Origin of the sequence: Paenibacillus sp. FSL R10-2788 (assembly GCF_038003885.1) — a bacterium.
Lineage (GTDB): Bacteria > Bacillota > Bacilli > Paenibacillales > Paenibacillaceae > Paenibacillus_AQ > Paenibacillus_AQ odorifer.
The window spans coordinates 5742641-5763534 of record NZ_JBBOQA010000001.1 but is presented as its reverse complement, the minus strand read 5'-3'; the positions used below and the strand labels follow the sequence as shown (position 1 = coordinate 5763534).

Annotated in this window: 19 protein-coding genes; 10 read left to right on the top strand and 9 right to left on the bottom strand. The window is 47.1% G+C overall.

All coding sequences use genetic code 11. The annotated features are described in order from the left end of the window. Positions 1-3 precede the first annotated feature (3 nt). The 3 genes from NSQ50_RS25630 to NSQ50_RS25620 are packed head-to-tail and all read left to right on the top strand — an operon-like array spanning position 4 to position 2370. A complete protein-coding gene (locus NSQ50_RS25630) occupies positions 4-579 on the top strand; it encodes a class I SAM-dependent methyltransferase (RefSeq protein ID WP_036679697.1) in 576 nt (191 codons plus the stop codon). A 34-nt stretch (positions 580-613) separates the two neighbouring features. Continuing rightward, positions 614-1336 carry a glycosyltransferase family 2 protein gene (locus NSQ50_RS25625; protein WP_076223488.1) on the top strand — a complete coding sequence of 241 codons (723 nt, stop codon included), beginning with the start codon at positions 614-616 and terminating at the stop codon, positions 1334-1336. After that, positions 1333-2370: a glycosyltransferase family 4 protein gene (locus tag NSQ50_RS25620; protein ID WP_076223487.1), complete on the top strand. Its 1038-nt coding sequence runs from the start codon at positions 1333-1335 to the stop codon at positions 2368-2370. The genes NSQ50_RS25625 and NSQ50_RS25620 overlap by 4 nt, the downstream gene beginning before the upstream one ends. A 76-nt stretch (positions 2371-2446) precedes the next feature. On the opposite strand, the gene NSQ50_RS25615 is transcribed toward NSQ50_RS25620, so the two are convergent. After that, positions 2447-3514, bottom strand: coding sequence for a glycosyltransferase family 4 protein (locus tag NSQ50_RS25615; RefSeq protein WP_036679693.1), 1068 nt, complete (start codon positions 3512-3514; stop codon positions 2447-2449). Between the two features lie 201 nt (positions 3515-3715). Between NSQ50_RS25615 and NSQ50_RS25610 the strand changes: the two genes are divergently transcribed. Further along, on the top strand, positions 3716-4771 hold the full coding sequence (locus tag NSQ50_RS25610; protein ID WP_076223486.1) for a YhcN/YlaJ family sporulation lipoprotein: 1056 nt from the start codon (positions 3716-3718) through the stop codon (positions 4769-4771). A gap of 78 nt (positions 4772-4849) precedes the next feature. Here the strand turns inward: NSQ50_RS25610 and nagA are convergent, their stop codons facing one another. The 8 genes from nagA to NSQ50_RS25570 form a co-directional block, all read right to left on the bottom strand. Next, positions 4850-6037, bottom strand: coding sequence for an N-acetylglucosamine-6-phosphate deacetylase (gene nagA / locus NSQ50_RS25605; protein ID WP_036679691.1), 1188 nt, complete (start codon positions 6035-6037; stop codon positions 4850-4852). After that, a complete protein-coding gene (gene nagB, locus NSQ50_RS25600) occupies positions 6025-6753 on the bottom strand; it encodes a glucosamine-6-phosphate deaminase (RefSeq protein ID WP_036679689.1) in 729 nt (242 codons plus the stop codon). Before nagB ends, nagA begins: the two co-directional genes overlap by 13 nt. Then, positions 6753-7631, bottom strand: coding sequence for a MurR/RpiR family transcriptional regulator (locus NSQ50_RS25595; protein ID WP_036679688.1), 879 nt, complete (start codon positions 7629-7631; stop codon positions 6753-6755). The genes nagB and NSQ50_RS25595 overlap by 1 nt, the downstream gene beginning before the upstream one ends. A gap of 228 nt (positions 7632-7859) precedes the next feature. Beyond that, positions 7860-8840 carry a LacI family DNA-binding transcriptional regulator gene (locus tag NSQ50_RS25590; RefSeq protein WP_076141523.1) on the bottom strand — a complete coding sequence of 327 codons (981 nt, stop codon included), beginning with the start codon at positions 8838-8840 and terminating at the stop codon, positions 7860-7862. 197 nt (positions 8841-9037) lie between these two features. After that, a complete protein-coding gene (locus tag NSQ50_RS25585; protein ID WP_076223526.1) occupies positions 9038-10813 on the bottom strand; it encodes an FTR1 family protein in 1776 nt (591 codons plus the stop codon). A 67-nt stretch (positions 10814-10880) separates the two neighbouring features. Beyond that, positions 10881-12218, bottom strand: coding sequence for an iron uptake transporter deferrochelatase/peroxidase subunit (efeB, locus tag NSQ50_RS25580; RefSeq protein ID WP_076223485.1), 1338 nt, complete (start codon positions 12216-12218; stop codon positions 10881-10883). Positions 12219-12223: 5 nt separating this feature from the next. Then, complete coding sequence (efeO, locus tag NSQ50_RS25575) at positions 12224-13111, bottom strand: iron uptake system protein EfeO (RefSeq protein WP_076179391.1); 888 nt, start codon at positions 13109-13111, stop codon at positions 12224-12226. An 827-nt stretch (positions 13112-13938) separates the two neighbouring features. Further along, positions 13939-14106 (bottom strand): hypothetical protein, encoded by a 168-nt coding sequence (locus tag NSQ50_RS25570; RefSeq protein ID WP_169744806.1) that lies wholly within the window; start codon positions 14104-14106, stop codon positions 13939-13941. A gap of 215 nt (positions 14107-14321) precedes the next feature. Here NSQ50_RS25570 and NSQ50_RS25565 point away from each other — a divergent pair, with 215 nt between their 5' ends. The 6 genes from NSQ50_RS25565 (at position 14322) to NSQ50_RS25540 (ending at position 20834) form a co-directional block, all read left to right on the top strand. Then, on the top strand, positions 14322-14546 hold the full coding sequence (locus tag NSQ50_RS25565; protein WP_019908812.1) for a helix-turn-helix domain-containing protein: 225 nt from the start codon (positions 14322-14324) through the stop codon (positions 14544-14546). Between the two features lie 166 nt (positions 14547-14712). After that, complete coding sequence (locus tag NSQ50_RS25560) at positions 14713-15474, top strand: SagB/ThcOx family dehydrogenase (protein WP_036679680.1); 762 nt, start codon at positions 14713-14715, stop codon at positions 15472-15474. A 192-nt stretch (positions 15475-15666) separates the two neighbouring features. After that, positions 15667-16692, top strand: coding sequence for a helix-turn-helix transcriptional regulator (locus NSQ50_RS25555; protein ID WP_051491081.1), 1026 nt, complete (start codon positions 15667-15669; stop codon positions 16690-16692). A 175-nt stretch (positions 16693-16867) separates the two neighbouring features. Beyond that, positions 16868-18649 (top strand): ABC transporter ATP-binding protein, encoded by a 1782-nt coding sequence (locus tag NSQ50_RS25550; RefSeq protein ID WP_036679764.1) that lies wholly within the window; start codon positions 16868-16870, stop codon positions 18647-18649. Beyond that, a complete protein-coding gene (locus NSQ50_RS25545; RefSeq protein ID WP_036679678.1) occupies positions 18646-20385 on the top strand; it encodes an ABC transporter ATP-binding protein in 1740 nt (579 codons plus the stop codon). The genes NSQ50_RS25550 and NSQ50_RS25545 overlap by 4 nt, the downstream gene beginning before the upstream one ends. Before the next feature lie 32 nt (positions 20386-20417). Then, the gene (locus NSQ50_RS25540) at positions 20418-20834 is read left to right on the top strand and encodes a hypothetical protein (protein WP_036679675.1); all 417 of its coding nucleotides are present in this window, start codon (positions 20418-20420) and stop codon (positions 20832-20834) included. Positions 20835-20894 lie beyond the last annotated feature (60 nt).

The following is a 20894-nucleotide window of genomic DNA, read 5'->3' as shown; positions in this document are numbered from 1 at the left end:
GTAATGTACCGGGAAATTGAAGTGAATGACTTTCTGCCAGTCTTACTGGAACAGTTGAAATTCTGCGAGAGTATTCTGGATATCGGCAGCGGCACCGGTACCCTGCTTGAACGATATGAAGCCGCAGTAGTGCTTGGATTAGAAATTCACAGGCCGTACCTGCTGCATCGTCAATATAAGTCACCTCATATTATTCCGGTACATGCAGATGCCAGTCATATGGATAAATTGTTCCTCCCCAAAACATTTTCAGCGGTTACCTTTATTGATTCAATAGAGCACTTTAATAAAAATGAAGCGAAGACACTGCTCGGGATGGCCGAAAGAATCGCCAATAACCGAGTAGTTGTATTTACCCCTCGGGGCTTTTTTCCACAGGAGGGTATGGATCATTATCATTTGCAGGGGGAGCATTATCAAAAGCACCGGAGCGGATGGGAGCCGGAGGATTTTATTGCACTCGGGTATGAGGTAACGGTACTGAAAGGCTTCCATCATGCCCAAAACCCATCGTTTCGAGAAGCATTCGGTGAAGACCATGCACCAGTAGATGCCTTGCTTGCTTGTAAAACAGTATAAAAAGTTGAGCTCCGGGTGAAGGAGGTGAGCGCGTATGAGTGAAGTACCTAAAGTATCGGTGATCATCCCATTTTATAACTGTTCGTATGTGGATCTCGCCATCCAAAGTGTCTTGAATCAAAGCTATCCGAATATAGAACTCATTGTAGTCGACGACGGTTCTACCCTATGGCTGGAGAAGTTGACTCCCTTCCGTGACAGGATCATTTATATACAAAAGGATAATGGCGGGACGGCCTCTGCTTTGAACAAAGGGATAGAAGTGGCTACCGGAACGTATTTTGCCTGGCTCAGTGCAGATGATCAATTTCACCCGGATAAAATCAAAAACCAAATAGAAAAGCTCAAAAGTACGGGCACTTTGTTTAACTATACAGCCTATTATTATATAAATGAGCAGGGAGAACGGATCTCAGATACGGTAAGTATGCTTTTTAGCAGCAGGGCCCATTTTATTGAGACTATGATGTTGGGTTGTCCGGTGAATGGGAGTACAGTTCTTCTTCATATGGATATATTTCGTGCTGTAGGAACGTTCGATGAAATGTTGTTATATACTCAAGATTATGATTTATGGCTGCGTATTTTACCGCATTTTAGCTGGTCTTATATTGAGCATCCGCAGCTTGATTATCGAGTGCATCAAGAGATGGGCTCAGTGATTCATAGTGAGGCGCAGAAAAGAGAGATAGAACTGGTACAAGCAAAACATCACGGGGTTCTATCGCATCTGCTGCTAAAGGAGAGAGGGGAATGAAATTAATATTTCCTGTTCTAACTCTATCTAGGGGCGGAGCACAACGGATGCTGGCAGAACTGGCTAATCGTCTGTCAGAGATCGGTCATGAAATTACGATCCTCTTGCCCAGCGATGGTGTCGTTGAATACGAGATAAATTGTGAATTGCGTTATGCGGCAGATGATGATTTGTCGGCCAGCGATTTTCCAGTGGGGGACGTGATTGTCTCCAACTTTTATACCACAGTCGAGGTATCGCAGCAGGCAAGTAATGAGGGAAAAGGGATTCATATTCGCTTAGCACTTTGCTACGAGCCCACTTTTTTACCTGACAATAGCCGTTCTTTTGCATCTTATAGTTTAACCAGCAATCTGCTCGTACTTTCCCGCTGGCAGCAAGAAATCGTCCAGATGAATCATGGCATTAAGGGGACAATCGTGCCCATTGGTGTGAATCCTGTTTTTAGAAACCTGAACATTCGTGAACCTGAAAATAAGCTTGTAGTTTCCGCGGTTATGCGAAAGCCGGAGGGAGGATTCTCAGGTCATCGTGAACAAGATTATTTGCTTGAACAGTTAAATCGGGTCAGAAGACTTCATCCAGAAGTTGAACTTTATTTGATTATTCCTCCTGGTGAATTTGCTGAGTCGACTACACTGCAAACTTTATTAATGGATGAAAGATATCATATAAGGACTCCTGCAAATGATACTGAACTTTGTTACCATTATAGTGAGAGTGATATTTTTGTAAGCTCAAGTACGTATGATACGGGATCGCTACCAGGCATCGAGGCTATGCGTTGTGGAGCAGCACTCGTTACTGTTTACTCCGGTGGGAATATGGAATATGGCAGGCATGGCCACAACTGCTTAATGTCCTACCGGTTTGAGAATCGGCTCGCGGATGATATCATAACCTTAATTAAAGACCCGGATTTACGCCAGCGGCTGGCTCGTAAGGGGGAGCAGGATTCACAGCATTTCACTTGGGAAAAAAGCACACAATTGTTTCAGAATGCACTGTTTGAGATCGTAGCGAGGAGCTCTTAGTAATATGTCCTTAAAATATAAAAAACCTTCAGTACCACTTGAGAAGTGGCTTGAAGGTTTTTTTGCTTGATTTCGGTTAGAAGATGGCATATGAATTCATCATTTCACGAAAAGACTGCGCATACTTCTCGGTTCCGAAGCGTGAGACCATATATCCTCTTCCTTGCTGACGGAGACCCTCTCGCAGAGGAATATTGTTCATAAGCTCCAGTCCTTCGTTGACGGCAGTTGGAATATTGCCAAGCGGGTAAAATTTACCTGTGACATTATGAACAATAAAGGATCTGACACCATCGGAATCTGTACTAAGTACTGGACAAGTGCAGCAAATCGCTTCGGCAACAGCATATCCAAATCCTTCTGTAATGGAGGTGGCTAACAGGAATCCACCAGAATTGGCTATCGAGGAATAATAAATCGGCATTACATGATTAGGAATATTGGTAAAAGTACTTAGACGATCATTCAGCCCTAAGGCGTGTAGCTCCTCCTGAAAGGATTGTTTTTGATCCTCTGCGGCTAAATTAGGATCATGGAACATCCACAAATGAAGATCTGGTTTATAAAGGCGAATTTCATGGGCGATTCTCAAGTATTCCCGCCAATTTTTATTGCTCTCTAGCCGGCCTACCCAAGCGATAACCGGATTAGCCGGAGGTTCAGCAGGGATATGCTGAAAGGACTGGACATCAACAATATTCGGAATTACATAACGATGCAGCCAGGGACAGATTTCAATAAACAGCTCCAACAAATGATCGGTTGGCGGGATTAGTACCGCATTACAATAAGAACGTAAATAAGGGACAGCATCTCTGATCAGAGTTTCCGCATGACTGCGTTTTCCAAGGCCTTGAGATTCGTATATCATAATACCGCGGTAACCGAGTTCACGCAGACGTTTCAGTAATAAATAATCTGATGTAACAATAATAGCATCGTAATTATGGGTATCCAGCAAATTTTTAATTTCTTCATCTGAAGATGAGACAAATACCGGAAAATTGGTCGTATTCTGGCCTGAACCCGGCATTAGATATAAAACATGGCATTCGATCCCACTTCGCTGGAGACTTTCACATCGCAGCTTATTTAATGTCTCCACCCCGCCACTCGGTACATAAAACGTAAATAGAACTTTCATGCACAAGCCTCCTGACTTTTGCGGAGCAATACCGACTTGTTGAGATATGGCTTACTGTTTATAAGATACGCCGATCTGCACTCGCGGGTGACGGTCAAAGTGGCATAGTTCCAAATCCTTTCAGGATAGCTTGTTCTTCAGAAGGTCATCCTAACGATCGTACACTGCACACATACAACATTAGAGATGGAGGATGAATTCATGTTGCGATCCAAGATCAGTATGTCAGTCTCAGCTGCATTGCTTCTCGGCTTGGTGAGTATTACAGGGTGTGGAACCAATACGGCAGAAAAATCTAATGTGCAAACCAATAGTGTCCGGGGAGTAGATGATGGGCGTATTGGTGTAAATTCCGTACGCGGTGGCACGCATAACATCACTAAGATGGAAGTTAGTCAGGAGCTTGCAGACCGGATTGCTGCTATGCCTGAAGTCCGTTCAGCGAATGTAATGCTTGCAGGTAAAAGCGCGTATGTAGCAGTAACTTTAAATGATGCAACTGCTGGCTTGCGTGCCAAAGGGACTCCATCGTATCGGGCAAAATCTTCAACCACTCCTCACAATTATGGACCGACTGGCGTAATGTCTGGTACAGGAAGAGTGAAAATTGGCCGTGATGGAATGAATGATACTGGAGCCGTAACAAATGGTATGAACGGAGCCTTAAGAGGTACTGTAAATACAGTTCCTGGTACAACAAGTACTGGACCGGCAACCAGAAATGGAATCAATGGTATGGGTAATTTGGGAGCGGGTATGTTGGGTACAGGTACAGGTACAGGTACAGGTACAGGTACAGGTACTATGGGAACAGGTACGACAAGAAACCATACTTATAATAATGGTCCTCTGCTGAACAGCGATGGCTCGAAACATGATGTAGATATGGGGATGGGAAAAGGTATGGGAACTGGAATGGGTATGCGCAGTACCACTCCTAGTACCCATGACACGAATTACAGAAGTAATTCGACGCATATGTACAACACCAATAGCACGAATAACTCAAATAACACAAATAACACCATAAATACAAGAGAAACAGAAACAGTTACCAAAGCAATTAAAGATAAAATTGCTGCAGAAGTTAAAAAACATGATGCGAGAATTAAGGATGTATACGTATCAGCAAATCCTGACTTCGTGGAACGCGCTAATGTTTATGCTGAAGAGGCTCGTGCTGGTCATCCGATAAAAGGATTTGTGGATGAATTCCGTACCATGGTTGAACGAATTTTCCCAACACGTAATTATTAATGATTATTGTGATCTAAATAAAAAAGCAACAATCTCACCATCTGGAGAGAATTGTTGCTTTTTTGTTTGGAGCTAATTTTATGAAGTGGTGATTGGACGTCCGCCGATCCATACGCCGCAAATATTAAATTCAGCATCAAGGCGCAGGATATCGCCGCGTTTTCCAGCCTCCAAGGAACCAATGCTACGCTCCATTCCAATGGACGCCGCTGGCGTAAGGCTTGCAGCACGGGAGGCTTCTTCCAAGCTGAGTCCTACCTCTTGGATCAGATAACGGAAGCCGCGAATCATCGTTAGTGTGCTTCCAGCTAGAGCAGCAGGATTATCTTTAAGGGTGGCGATGCCATCTTGAACGAGTACAGGTAAATCACCAATTGTATATTCACCATCACTAAGTCCAGTTGCAGACATGGCGTCAGTAATCAGTAATAAATTGTTCTCTTTCTTGAGACGGGTCAATATAGAAATGGCTGCGGGATGAACATGAATCCCGTCGGCTATAATCTCTGCGCGAATGCGTTTATCGAACAAAATAGCTCCAGCCGCTCCAGGTTTACGGTGATGTAGGGGTGTCATCGCATTGAACATATGCACAGCTTGGTTAAGTCCAGCATCTGCTGCGGCAATAACCTCTTCAAAGGAAGCATCCGTATGCCCGAGCGCTGCAGTTATACCGTGCTTGCGCAGCCAGAGAATAGCTTCGAGGGCACCTTCACGTTCCGGAGCAAGCGTGACTTGCCGGATCATTCCTGGATAATCGTTCTCCCATTGTGCTAGCCACTCAATATTGGCAGGAACAATATGCTCTGGATTTTGTGCGCCGGACCATTTCGGGCTGATGAAGGGTCCTTCCAGATGCATGCCTGCAATTTGTGTGTAAGGCATTTCAGCAGCACGATAAGCGCTGACTTCGGAGAATACTTGGTCAATAGCAGACTTGGAAGCGGTCATGGTTGTAGCCAGCATTGTTGTTGTTCCTTGGGAACTATGGAACTTAGTGATGGCATTCAGCGATTCAGTATCACTGTACATAAAGTCGTGGCCAGCTCCACCATGAACATGTACATCTACAAATCCGGGGATCAGAAGATCCGTTGCTTGACCACTGGCAGGCCAATGAGCGTAACGCTCTGGGAGCCAAGCCGCATCGCCAGCATAGTGGATCTGCTCTCCAGATACGGCAATCACACCATGCTCAATTAAACCTTGGGGAGTCAGTACCTTACCGAACAGCAACTGTTCTAGTTCTTTATTTATTTCAGCCATTTGCCTGCTCCTTCATCTACGAGAACGATTACATTTGGATGGCTCTGCAGCAAGGATGCAGGGCATTGGGTTGTAATCGGGCCTTCAACAGCATTGCGGATGGCTTCAGCTTTGCCGGCACCACGAACTAATAAGAGAATTTGGCGTGCTTTTAGGATGCCTCCAATGCCCATTGTGATCGCTTGCCGAGGTACCTCGTCCAAACTGTCGAAGAATCTGGCATTCGCTTCCCGGGTATCATCAAGCAGGTCAACGACATGGGTTTTGCTGCTGAGGTTAGCATCGGGTTCGTTGAATCCAATGTGGCCGTTGCTGCCAATACCGAGAATCTGCAAGTCAACGGGTCCGTTTTCTTCCAGCATTTTATCGTATGCAAGGCATTCTGCTTCCATATCCGCTGCGTTTCCGTTAGGGATATGTGTCTGTCCTGGATCAATATCTATATGGTTAAATAATTGCTCGTTCATGAAACTGCGATAGCTCTGTGGATGGTCGACAGGCAAGCCGATATACTCATCCAGATTAAAGGAAGTTGCTTTAGAGAAACTCACAAGTCCTTTTTGGTGCATTTCAACCAATTTGGCATAAACACCAACTGGGGAGCTTCCGGTCGCAAGACCGAGCACGGCTTTAGGATTGCTTTGCAGTAGGCTGGCGATAAGATTCGCACCCGTTTGTACGAAATCTTCATCACTATGGAACTTTAGAATATTCATTAGGATTGTCCTCCTCGTTTGTTTCGGTATTGTTGGACATTGAGATAAGATTGCTCCAGTCTAGGAATAAAATCCCCAAAACGGGTGCTGACCATTCCAGTGAACAAAATATCAATGATGTGAAGCTGAGCTATGCGTGAGGCCATGTCTCCCCGGCGCATACCTTTCTCCAAAGATGAGGAGAATAGGGGGATATCCGCCAGAGTAGCCAAGGTGCTGCTGCCATAAGAGGTTAGTGCGATAGTGCTTGCTCCGCTAGCCTTCGCACACATCAAGGCATCAATGGTCTCGGGAGTCTCTCCCGAATAGGATACTGCGAACACGACATCACCTTCGGAGAGTGATGAAGCAGAGGTAATCTGCATATGGGAATCAGCAAAAGCAGTGCAATTTACGCCTATGCGGATCAGCTTCTGATAGAAATCCTGAGCAACAATGGAAGAGGTCGCCATCCCGTATAGATCAACGCGGCGTGCTTGGCACAATAAATTAACTGCTGCCTGCAGTCGCTCCAGATCTAACAGGGAAGTAGTGTCCCTGATGGAGGTCAGATGGTTCGTCTGCATCGCTTCCACAATCACGGAGAGTGGGTTGCCTGCTACAATATCTTGATAAGAAGAGCCACCATCCTGCGGCGCGGCATCACTATGAGCAATTTCTGCTGCCAGCTTCACCTTGAAGTCGGGGAAGCCTTTAAAATGAAGCACCTTACAGAAACGTGTGATCGTTGCCGGGCTTATTCCGCATTGTTCTGCTAATTCTGTAATGCCCATATGAACGATTTCGCCTGGTGAGGAGAGAATTCGTTCAGCCAGCTTTCGTTCCATTTGAGAGAGCTTGGCCTTCTCATGCTCGAGTGCATGCAGTATTGGGGACATCCATTCATCCACCTCGTTTCAATGGGGTATTGAAATTATTTTTATAATTATTAACTAAATGTAGAAAATTATTTTCATACTTAGGATAAAACAAATTCCATTCGGAAGCAAGGGATAAAAATGAATACTTGAGGGGAATATGCAAAAATAAAAAACGGCCTACTCGCAGAAGGCTGCAAAGTGGACCGTTAAATGATGTAATTACGGAGATATAAGATAAAAGGGATGCTATACTGTATTGCGTTCTATAATACGGTACTCAAGCTTGCGGTGAACGGGTTGTCCATCATTTCGCTGGATCTGATCATAGATAATCCGAAAAGCGGATATGCCCATTTCAGTTAACTGATTATCTACAGTGGTCAGACCTAACGTTCGGCCGATAGGCTGATCATCAAATCCGATGACGGCCAGATCCTCAGGAATGCGGATACCCTTTTTCCAAGCTTCGATGATTAAACCGGCCGCTATATGATCGCCTGCTGAAATAATCAGGGCATCAGGACGATTCTTCATCTGCAGCAGTTGGTGTAGTACGCGGGCACCGTCCTCTTCGGTCACACAGTTATAGATCATCCATTCATCAATGTAAGGATGATCTGTAGCCGCCAGAAAGTCTCTAAAGGCAATTTGTCGGATAGAGCTGCTGCTGCCGTATGGTCTTCCTTCACAGTAGCCAATATGGCGGTAACCTTTATCATTCAAATATTGAAGGCCGCTGCGAAAAGCAGAATAATGCTCAATATATACAGAAGAAAATTGGCGTTCTCCTCTATCCTGACATACCACAATAGGGCCATAAGCTGTATATTCTTCAATAGCTTCTGAGCTCATTGTTGAAGAGACCATAACCACACCGTCAATTTCTTTATTGCGCAGCATCTCAAGCACCTTAATTTCTTCTTCAGTACGATAATCGGTTTGGCACAGAACGAGCCGGTATTGAGCCAGCAGTGCTTCTTGAGCCAAGCCTGCTATAATGACTGAGAAATAAAATAAGTTGGTATACGGAATAATAACAGCTATAGCTTGAGTCCGCCCAGTGATCAGATGCACAGCGTTCATATTACGCGTGTAGTTTAATTTTTCAATTGTAGTTAGAACTGCGGTTCGTTTGACTTCACTTACATAAGGGTGATTATTGAGCACCCGCGAGACTGTTGTCACGGAAACACCAGCCATACGGGCAATTTCTTTAATATTAGCCATTAGAGTACAACAGCCTCCCTTTGGTGCTTGTGTATAGTCATTTTATTTTATCATATTGTCCGCAAATAACCTCCCAAATAAAAAGCTTGCTATGGAATCCATTTCATAAATTAGACTGTAAATGCAAGAGATTACCGGACTAAACCGGCGTAACCACAAGGGCGTGACGGACCGGTAGATCTATTGTATTAATAAAACTAAGCTGTTCGTGAAGCTTTTGGCGATCTGTTCCGAAGCAGCTCCCACACAATAAACAGCAGGACAAGCAGCTGTGGAAGCAAGGTTTCCCAAGTTGGATACATGCCAAGCCAGTTAATTGAAGGCAAGCCCTCTTGTACATGCGCAGGAAGTTTGCCAGCGACCTGAAGCGAGTGAATGCTCTCCCCAAGAAAGCGGAATACTAGGTAATAAATAAGAATTGTAGCTGTACGGAAGAAGGCGGCAATCGGTAATTTTGCACTCAAGGCAATCATTGCATAACCTACAATACCAAGAATAATCAGAGCACATCCAATCCCAAGCAGTAATTGAGACAGCTTGATGGATGGAGCCATGCCCACATAAAAAATAGTAGTCTCTGCACCTTCACGTAAAATCGCAAGCGCTGCAACGGAGGACAGTGACCAAAGGTTTCCTTTGGCCAGCGCGCCATCAACTTGCCTACCCACGTAGTTGTTCCAGTTCGCAGTGTTTGATTTGCTATGCAACCAGCGTCCGATGGTGAGCATCATAACTACCGCGACAAGACCAGTAATCCCTTCAATCATCTCCCGCGCTCCCCCGGAAGCTGCCCGAGAAATGGTATAAGTGAGCACAACAGCCAATCCGATACTTGCGGTGAGGCCGACAGCTGCACCGGACCAGATCCATTTTTGCGCTTTGGCGTTGCCATCACGTTTCAGGTAAGCAAGAAGAGCTGACAAGACGAGAATAGCCTCAAGTCCTTCGCGCAACAGAATCAAAGCGGCATCCCAAGCATTATAAGTGGTCTCACCAGCCAAAGGCGTTAGTTCACTAAGCATATTGTCCATGATGGTTAAAGCTTGATCCAGTTTAGGTGGATTTGAGAGCAGGTAACCTGTGACAGCCGCACTCTCGTTTTCGATATTGTTGTAGACTGTTGGTGAGGCGATCTGGACTTGCCCTTCGGCAGAAGGCCAGGCTACGATGAATTGCTCCATGATGTTAGCGGCCTCTGTGCTGTTATTGTCTTTGGCAGCGGAGGATGCTTTGTTCAGGTAGTTGATTAATCCCTCTATAGAAGCTGGTTCACTGGAAGTGTCCCCAGCGTCAATGGTTTTGCCTTCACTGTAATCAGCCAGCAGCTGATATAGTGCTTCTGCTTCCGATTTCGCCGACGCTTCACGGAGCGGTTCAGCCTGCAGCGCAATCCGCAGCAGGCTTATTCGCGTCTCCAGCAGGCTGTAGACGGCGGAATCGTCCGCCCGGATGTTGCGCTCCGCCGGCTTCCATCCGCTGACGATGTCGCGGTACGCTGCCGCTGCCGCGCTCCAGTCGGCGCTGCGCGCCGCATCCCGCGTGCGTTCCGCCGCGGGCAAAAGCTTCGCCGCCGTCTCGCGTCCGGCGGCTACAGTATCACCGCCGACCGTGCCGGAAGCGGCGGTGACGTACGCGTCCACGCTTCTCGCGAGCGTGGACAGTGCGGTTTTGGCGGGCTCGCCGCCGCCCGCTGCAAGGGCTTTCGCCGCGTCTGCAAGCGCGGCGTCAACGGCAGCAGCCGGACCGGCGAGTGCCGGGTCCGGCGTGCCTGTGTTCGCGGTGCGCCACAGCGCAGCGAACACTTCTACATCGGCGGCGGCCGCGTCCCAGCGGCTCTGGCCGGTTTCGACGAGCGCGCTGCCGACCGGCGGCAGGAGCTCGTCGACCGTGCCATCGCCCTCCGCCCCCGCGGGGCTGGAGAGCAAAAGCATACACAAAAAGCCAAAAAGAATCAGCAAGGCAACCTTTGGCATTTGCCGTTTAGGATGCGTAAGAGATAACATCGGGATAATCCCCCTTCAATAATGGACAGCCATAAATTTAGCTTAGTAGTGTTTCCCCGATAAAGCCGCCACTGCGGATACCCGGGAAGCAGGCAAATACCGCGCTGCCGGTGTGAGTCATATATTCGTTCAGGAGATCAGTCTTAGAGAGGCGCTGCTGAATGGCAACGAATTGTTTCATTAAATCACGTTGAAAGCTTATGAATAACAAACCTGCATCAAGCTGGCCCGTGGTGACGTCCAAACCGCTGGAAAAAGAGTAGGAGCGGCGCAGCATTTTGACTGTACCGTCACCATGCGCCAATGCGGAGTGTGAATTCGCCGGAATGACAGGTTTCCCGAAAGCGTCCGCCGCTGAAAGATCCAACTCATCGAATTCATCCTTAGCTCCGAGTGGAGCTCCGGTGTGACGATAACGCCCGAAGGTAGCCTCCTGATCACTTAGCGAAGACCGATCCCAGACTTCAATACGCAGACGCACCCGGCGTACCGCCATATAAGTGCCGCCGCTCATCCAAGAAGGACCGTCACTGCTGCTGTTCCAGACCACTTTGTTCATTTCAGCGTTATCAGTTGTATCGGGATTGCCCGTGCCGTCTTTGAAACCCAAAAGATTGCGTGGCGTAGCCCCCTTGGGATCCGCTGCTCCAGTACGTTGAAAACCTTCCTGTGTCCAGCGTAGTACAGCAGTCCCCCGGGCGATACGAGCCAGATTGCGGATCGCATGAAATGCAACCTGCAGATCATCGGCACAGGCTTGCACACAAATATCCCCGCCACACCATTTCGGATCAAGATTGTCACCCGCAAATGCCGGAAGATCGGCCAATAGGGCTGGGCGTTTCGAAGCTAAGCCGAATCTGTCATCAAAAAAGGAAGGGCCAACACCAAAGGTCAGCGTACACCGTGCAGGGTTTAGCCCGTCCGCTTCCCCGGTGTCTGAGGGCGGAAGATTGGGATTGTCATTTACTTCACCAATAAGCTCGCCAGTAGTAAGAGCGGCAGCGGCAGTGGTCCATGCTTGCATTAGTTTTTTCACATCGGCCAGTTTGGTTGTGGTGAAATCAAAGGCAGCAAAATAAATAAAGTTTTGTGCAGGTGTCAAAATCCCCGCCTGATGGCTCCCATAAAAAGGAATGGAACTGGAATCACCTTCTGCGGCTTTCGTTGGCTCAGCTACAGCATTACGCGCAGCTATAATTCCACCGACACCTCCGCCCCCTAACAAAAGACCAAGGCCAGTGGCGCCAGTAAGCCGCAGCATATCGCGGCGGCTTAATTTTTTACCAAATATAGGCTCATTCTTCGATTGATCATTAAGAGGGGGACTTTCAGGATTACCTGGTACTCCAGTGAACTTGTTATGTTTATTCATGAGGGTCACACTCCTAGAATAGTTCCCATGTTGGACAATGGCTCAGCCAAGGCGTCCAAATTCTGACTCAGTTTACGTACTTCATCTTCTTTCAGCTCTTCATAGGAAACATATCCATCTCCGGATTTGAAAGGGGCAAGCTCAGCTTGCAAGGCAGCGAATCGTTCACCAATGGTTTTTTCAAGCTCGGCATCTTTTTTTGCTAGTTCTGGTTTTAACAGCTCGTATATCTTTTGCGCACCCTCAACGTTTGCGACGAAATCATACAGGTCTGTGTGCGAGTAACGTTCTTCCTCTCCGGTTACTTTGGAGGAGGAGACTTCATTTAAAAGCTCAACAGCACCAGTTACGAGCAGATTCGCGTCGATCTCAACGGTCTCAACTTTCGCACGTAACAGCTGTGCATCCTTCAACAATTGGTCAGCAACTTCTGTCATATCTTTAGTTGTATTGTCCTGCCAGAGTGCTTTCTCAAGCTTGTGGAAACCGCGCCATTCTGCCGCATCTACATCATTTTCCCGGGCATCGATATTTGGGTCCAAATCGCCAAGTGCTTCTGCAATAGGCTCAATCCGTTCATAATACATGCGGGCAGGAGCATAGAGCGCCTTAGCCTCATCAATCTTGTCCTCTTTTACAGCGTTGGTGAAACTCTCTGTTTGCTTCACGAATTCATCACATTGCTGGATGACGTATGTGCGATATGAATCTATAGCTGACGTAAAGTCAGCGGTGGCAGTCTCCGGTGCATTGGTAGCCGTAGCAGTCTCCGGTGCAGTGGTGGCTGTAGTGCTGTTAGCAGCAGTATTTGTAGAATTGTTGTTATTGGCACATCCGGTAAATAGTATGGAGGCTGCAAGCAGACCTGCAGGCACCGCATAAGTAAATTTCATTTAAAAAAAACACCCCTTTTTTATATCTAAATGATAATCGTTATCAATTATGCTGGACTTATCATAAGTCCGTATACAATTACTGTCAATATAAAAATGTGATGTATCTCATTGTAATAATTGCACGACAAAAAACTCCCAGGGTTGGGAGTATGGTTTGTGGTAATGTATCCGATTAAAATTGAAAAAAGCAGAATAGTAACCGACCCAGCGAACGTACACAGTACTATGTAATCGGCCCAACTATTCTCTTCGCATATTCAGCAACAACGAACTCAGCTCTAGCCCTAGCGAACCTTTGCGCGTACGCAGCAGTAAAGGCCCCAGCGAACCTTTGCGCGTACGCAGCAGTAACCGCCTCAGAGAACGTTTATGCGTAGTCAGCAGTAACCGACAAGTTGATCTTTGGGCATACGCAGTAACTAAAGGACCCAGATGACACTAAATGCAGCATTATTTGATATTTGAGTCGCTATCGGACCGCATAGTCGCTATTGGCTTGAAAAGTACCGAATATGAGCCTGTTTCTAAGGAATAGCGTCACTGGAGTCCGAAACTTCGCACAAAAGGCGATAAATTTGTTAATAACGCCATCTGGGTCCGAAAGCCTCAGTTGGGGCTGGTGAATACACTATTGGAGCGGGCAGCCAACAGCCTACAACATAAAGCAGCGATTCCCATTAATGGCGAATCGCTGCTCTAAGTCGTTTACGATGTTTAAATGAAGCGAACCATCTCATTTATAGTTAATTAAGCTGTTAATGTGACAGTTCCATTCTTTGAAGGTTTGATCTGCTTAAGAATAAGATCAAGGCGTCATCCGCTTTTTATCGTTCATTATGGGATTCATGATCTGCAGAGGGTTGGTTTTCGAACACTTCTGCAGCTTCCTCTGCAGAAAATTCAGGTTCGAATTTACCTACGAGTGGTAATTTGTTTAATTTCGTTGTTTGTACTTCTGCTTTGGTAGGTTGATTGTTTTTTGAATGGCTCATACATACACCTCCTTTAATAAGGAACAACAAACCGTAGTTTGCCCTGAAAAAAGATGTTCTTATTCATGAAAATTTCAGGCTTTTGCATTTGAATGAACTAAGCCCATTTTATAATTGTGACAGCACCATTAACATCAACAATACATAATATGTTTTGACTGTATCCCTTTACCTTGTTATACCAAACAAACCCAGGGCAAGGAGGGGTGACACCATTGAAGGGGAACGAACACCACAGCAAATTTCTGTTGACTCATCGTGAGCGCGAAGTTTTTGAGCTTCTCGTGCAGGACAAAACGACTCGTGATATCGCTGGCTTATTATTTATCAGCGAAAAAACAGTTCGAAACCACATTTCCAATGTAATGCAAAAACTAAACGTTAAAGGCCGTTCACAAGCGGTTGTCGAGCTGATCAAGCTTGGGGAGCTGAAAATATAGCTGGCCATGTCTTCGGAAGTGACGCGTTTAAGCCTTCTTTTGCCCTTCGGGGCAAAGGGAGGTTTTTTGTTTACTCACCAAAACAACTGAAGAGTGAGTTAGATCACCGTATGATTTTTATGACATGATAAATTAGAGCTATTAAGGTAGTTCAGGAGGATCTGTTATGACCAGATATGAACAACAAAGAAATTTTCTGAAATCCAATTTTCATGAATTCAAACATATCAAAACAGATAAGATCAAGGGAATTGCACAACCGCCAATTGTTAAGCCATTTGATTCAGATGCACTAATTATTGATTTGCCCAAGGTCAGCAAAGACGTTGTGAGTAAAGAAAATATTTTTGATTGTATAGATCAAAGAAGAAGTACACGGTTCTATTCTGAGGATACTGTGAGTCTGGAGGAGTTATCCTATTTATTATGGGCTACCCAAGGGATTAGCGGTATGAATAAGAACGGACTTACGCTGCGGACTGTACCCTGCAGCGGGGCGACGCACACCTTTGAAACCTATTTAATGATTATGCGTGTAGAGGGTATTGGGCAAGGGATCTACAGATATCTGCCTGTGGAACATAAGCTCTTATTTATGTTTGAATTAGATCAACTTGAACAAAAGATTGATGCTATTACTTTGGATCAGCCCTTTGTCCCTAACTTTGCCAAAAAGGCTTCTGTATTGTTTGCCTGGAGTACCACACCCTACCGCTCCGAATGGAAGTACGATATTTCTGCTCACAAAAAAATCCTCATCGATGTTGGACATGTCTGCCAGAACCTTTATTTAGCCAGCGAATCCATCGGTGCAGGTGCTTGCGCAATTGGAATCTATGATCAAAAGTTGATAGATGAGATTTTAGAATTAGACGGCGATGAAGAATTTGTCATCTATCTTGGTGCAGTTGGCAAGAAACGAGAATAGCTAGGAATGCTAGATATGTCTTTGAAGTGATGCGTGTAAGCCTTTTTCACCCTTCGGGGTGGGGAAGGTTTTTTGTTTATATTCCAGCTTATTTGCCCAACTGCTCAGTTTGAACGAAGAGGAAATCGTAATGTTTAATTGATAATCATTCTCATTGCATATATAATTAACCCAAAGTAAGAGGAAGCAGGGATGAGCATGGAGCGAAGCAATGGACTGAAAGAAGCAGAAACGATTGATGCCCATAAGACGCTTACATGTGAAGGGGTAGATTATAATTACCGTTTTAATGGGGCTCATTTTGAGATTAAACCCCCAGTCGAAATAGGGGAAGGCAGTTGCCGCAGCCTGCTTAGCCATGGGTATATCCAGATGACAGATTTTAATCTCCGGTTTAATCGGGATATCGAAGCAAAGGGCAATTTTAGCACTCCGCGTACGGAGCTGGCTTTCTGCATAGGGCATGGCATTGAGTGGGGGACTTCGCTGAAATCGGACTATTTTATTATAGATACGGGAGAAATTGCGCTGTTTCATGGCGGGGTAAGAAGTGAAAACTGCACATACCTGAGTGGGGCGGGGTACCGATTCATCAGCATAGATATGAGCCCGGCACAATTTGAGCGGATGACCAGTGGTCTGACCGAAGATACACGGCTTCGCATTGGAGCTGGTGCGGGTTTGTTTTTTGGAAAAAATAACATCACACCATCCATCCGCTTCATTCTGTCGCAGATTGCGGATTGTTCCTATAGCCATGGCATGCGTGAACTTTATCTGGAGGGCAAAATGCTGGAGCTAATGGCTGTCTATCTCAATGAATCTTTATATGAAGCAGAGCGGATTCCGTGCTCGGTCAAGCTGTCCAGAGAGGATATGGAGAGCCTGCGGCTCGCTAAGGAGATTTTGCAGCGTGATTATTTGCACCCGCCAACGCTTGCAGGCCTTTCTCGCATTATATGCCTCAATGAGTTTAAGCTGAAAAAGGGCTTTAAGGAAATGTTTGGTTATACCGTGCATGCTTACGTTATCGAACAACGGATGCAGAGAGCGCAGCAGCTGCTGGAACAAGGGAGTATGACTGTAAGTGAAGCAGCCTCCAGGGTTGGATACGGTAATGTGAGTCATTTCTCGGCAGCCTTCCGCAAAAAGTTCGGTGTGCGTCCAGGAGAATATCTGATCAGCGGCAGGCAGCGTCTCTTCGGTATTAAGTTGTAAGTCCGTATCCTCCTGCACAGATGCTCCTGTTTTGGTTAATTATAATCCCTTAAACGGTAGCAATCGTGAACAACGTTCCTATACACTAGTGCACAGAGAATCATTCTCAGTGCACTTTTTTTTGTGCGTAATTACCAAGAGTGGGGGAACAGCTGTGAGTAAAACCAAAACCGGCATGCCAAGGCTGCTGGAGATCGCCGGAGAGAAGCGAGGTTTGCTGCTCTTGTCCGGAATATTGTCATCTGTCAGCGCTGTATTAATGCTGATTCCGTTTTTGTCTGTTTATTTCATTTTGGCAGAGCTGCTGCGCCATGCTTCATCGCCTGGACAGGTCGACGGTACGTATATGATCCGCTGGGGGTGGATTGCACTTGGAGGGTTAATCGGAGGGCTGGTGACTTCGTATTGTGGTATTATGTGCTCGCATATTGCGGCTTTTCGAATTCAATATAATTTGCGTGTGCGAATGACCGAGCATTTGGGCAGATTGCCGCTCGGTTTCCTGAATGGGACATCAACTGGCGTGGTCAAGAAAACGCTAGAGCAGAATGTCGACAAGGTGGAAAATTTCGTAGCGCATCAGCTTCCCGATTTAGTCAGCGTGCTGGCTTCTACGGTGCTGATGATCGTGGCGATGTTTTGGCTTAGTCCGCCGTTGGCGGTAGCTTGCCTGCTGCCGATAATTATAGGATTAGGTGTGCAGTCAGCGCTTATGATGAGCAGCAGAGGCAAGGCCAGTGTGAAGCAGTATCATGATTCGTTGGAGCAGATCAATACTTCGGCGGTGCAGTATGTACGGGGGATGCCGGCGGTTAAGGTGTTCGGGCAGACGGTGCATTCTTTCAGAAAGTTCTACAGTGATATGACCAGCTACCGCGATTATTGTCTGGAGTATACGGACCGTTATCAAACAGGTTATATCTTATTCAAAACATTGCTGGCGTCACCGTTTACCTTTATTTTGCCGGTGGGCATCTTCATGCTAAGCGGTCGACCGGATTCCATGTCTTTTGCGCTTGTGCTGCTGTTCTTTCTAATTATGGCGCCCGGCGTTTCATCTCCGCTCTACAAGCTACTTCTGCTGGCTTCAAGCACTCGGGATATTGGCGAAGGCGTGGAGCGGATGGACCGTCTCTTGGCACAGCAGCCTGTACCAGAAATAGCAGAACCGCTATCCCCGCATACTTTTGACGTTGAATTTGTGGATGTAACCTTCTCCTACAGTGAAGATGCAGGGACTGCAGCGGCGCTCAGCGAAGTCTCATTCCGTGCGGAACAAGGGAAGGTTACAGCGCTGGTAGGGCCGTCAGGTTCGGGAAAATCGACGGTGGCCAGCTTGGTGCCGCGGTTCTGGGACCCGCAAGTGGGTGCGATCCGTATCGGTGGAGTCGATATTCGCCATATGGCAATCCATGAATTAATGAATACAGTTGCTTTTGTATTTCAGGAAACCTTCCTGTTCTATGACACTTTGTATGAGAATATTGCTGTCGGCAAACCGGGAGCGACTCTGGAGGAAGTCCAGGCTGCAGCCAGAGCGGCACAATGCGACGAGTTCATTACTCGGCTGCCGCAGGGATACGATACGTTAATTGGTGAAGGCGGTGTCTATCTCTCGGGTGGTGAGGAGCAGCGCATTGCGGTAGCTCGGGCTATTCTCAAAAATGCACCAGTGCTCGTGCTCGACGAAGCGACTGCTTTTGCCGACCCGGAAAATGAGTTTCATATGCAGTTAGCACTTACGGAGCTTATGCGCGGCAAGACGGTTATTGTCATTGCTCACCGACTCTCCTCTATACGTGAAGCTGCACAAATTCTGGTGCTGAGGGATGGAGAAATCGTGGAACGTGGAGAGCACGCAGGTTTGATTGAGGCGGACGGGCTTTACGCCAAAATGTGGCATGCCTACAGTGACGCCGGAGATTGGCATATGGAAAAAGGAGGGGATCAGCTATGAAGGTATTGCATAATATTACTGCCGGCAAACCGCAGCAGTTGCTGAAGCCTGTACTTTTTTCCTTGCTGGCTAATCTAGTTAGTGTGCTTCCGTTCGCGCTTGTAATTGAGGCGGTGCGGTTGATTTTTGCTCCTTATATTACTGTGGGCGCAGAACTTCAGACAGAACGCCTTTGGTGGATCTGCGCAGGGCTTGTCGCCGTCATGGTGCTGATGTTCCTGAGTGAGATTCCCGCCTATCGTACCGCTTACCGCGGGGCATACAATGTTGCTGCACAGGGACGTGCGGAATTAGCAGAACATCTGCGGAAGCTTCCGCTGGGTTACCTGACTCGCCGGGACCCAGGTGATTTAGCCAATATGATGATGGGCGATTTCACGCTCGTTGAGACGGGCATTTCACATCTGCTGCCACAGCTTGCGGGGGCTTTTGTACTGCCGATATTTGCACTTGCTGGTTTACTGTTTCTGGACTGGCGGATGGCGATTTCCATGTTCGTAGCGCTGCCGGTTGCTCTTCTGATCATGTATATATCGGGCAAGCTTCGGCGGAGACTCGGAGCGGATCATATGAAGGCCAAGCTGAACGCTGCGAACCGATTGCAAGAATACTTGAACGGCATACGGGTGATGAAGGCCTATAATCTGACGGGAGAACGATTTGTCCGTCTGGATAACTCTTTTAAAACTTTGATGAAGGAAAGTGTGAAGCTGGAAGGGATGTTCGGTCCGGTTATTCTAACCGCTATGGCTCTTCTCCGTGCGGGGCTGACCTTAATGATATACGTAGGTGTTCATCTATTATTAGGCGGGGAGCTCGGTATTTTGCAGTTGGCAGTATTCCTTATTGTCGGCACACGAATCTATGATCCATTGACCACGGCGCTAGCCAATTATGCCGAATTCCGCTACAACGAACAAGCGGGTGAACGTATAGTAGACCTGCTGCGCCAGCCGGTAATGACAGGTGCTACGAGTCCTCTTCCTAAAAGCAGCACCATTAGGTTTGACAATGTAACCTTCAGCTATGGAGGAGAGCCTGTTCTCAAAAATTTAAGTCTGGAAATGCCGCAAGGTTCACTGACTGCGATTGTGGGTCCGTCAGGCAGCGGCAAGAGTACAGTGCTGCGTCTGATCTCACGTTTCTATGATCCTGAAGAAGGGAGCGTTCTGCTAGGTGGACGCAACATCAAGGATATTGATCCAGAACATCTGCTAGGATCCGTATCGGTGGTGTTTCAGGATGTGTACCTGTTCCAAGATACAATCGGGAACAACATTGCTTTTGGGTGGCCGGGGGCGTCGCAGCGGGATATTCAGCAGGCAGCGCAAATGGCTCACTGCCATGATTTCATCATGAAATTACCGCTTGGTTATGACACGCCGGTAGTCGAAGGCGGCAGCACGCTCTCCGGAGGGGAGAAGCAGCGAATTTCCATTGCCCGTGCGATTCTCAAGAACGCTCCAATTGTGCTGTTGGATGAAGCTACTGCATCGCTTGACCCGCAGAATGAGGCCGAAATCCAGAAAGGAATTGATGCGTTGATTACGGGCAGGACCGTCATTGTTATCGCTCACCGGCTGAAAACCATACGCGGTGCGGACAACATTATCGTACTGGAAGACGGTCAGCTGGTAGAGCAGGGACGACATGATGCCTTACTGCTGCGCGGCGGATTGTACGACCGGCTCTGGAAGCTGCAACAGCAGTCCGTCGGATTCCGCATCACATCTTAGGCAATGCTCAGCACATTTTAGGAGGGAAACGTATGCCTATAACAAAGGATGAATCCACTTGGCCGATCATAAGCCTTAGTTTGGGGGAGGCGTTTGATCAGGAGACAGTAGAAGAATATATCGCTTATTGGGAAGAACTGCTCGCGCGCCGATCTGCCTTCGGCCTGCTGATGGTGCATTCTGCTGAGAAAAACACACGTCCAGAGCGTGCGGTCACACAGCTGTATATGAACTGGTGCAAGATGAACAAGCGGGAAATCGCCCAATATTGTTCAGGCATCGCGGTCGTAATGCAGAATGCTAAGTTGCTTGCTGTCTACAAGCCAGTTACAGCGTTGTCCACTAAAAGAACCTACGGCTGCCCCGGAGGTGCTTTCTCCGGAGAGGCTGAGGCGATAAGGTGGCTGGAGGAGCAGTTGGCTAAGGCACCCTCGGGTACGAAAACCTAATATAGCTGCCCATAATTTGGGGAAACACATTTAAGCTTTCTTCACCCTTTAGGGTGGGGA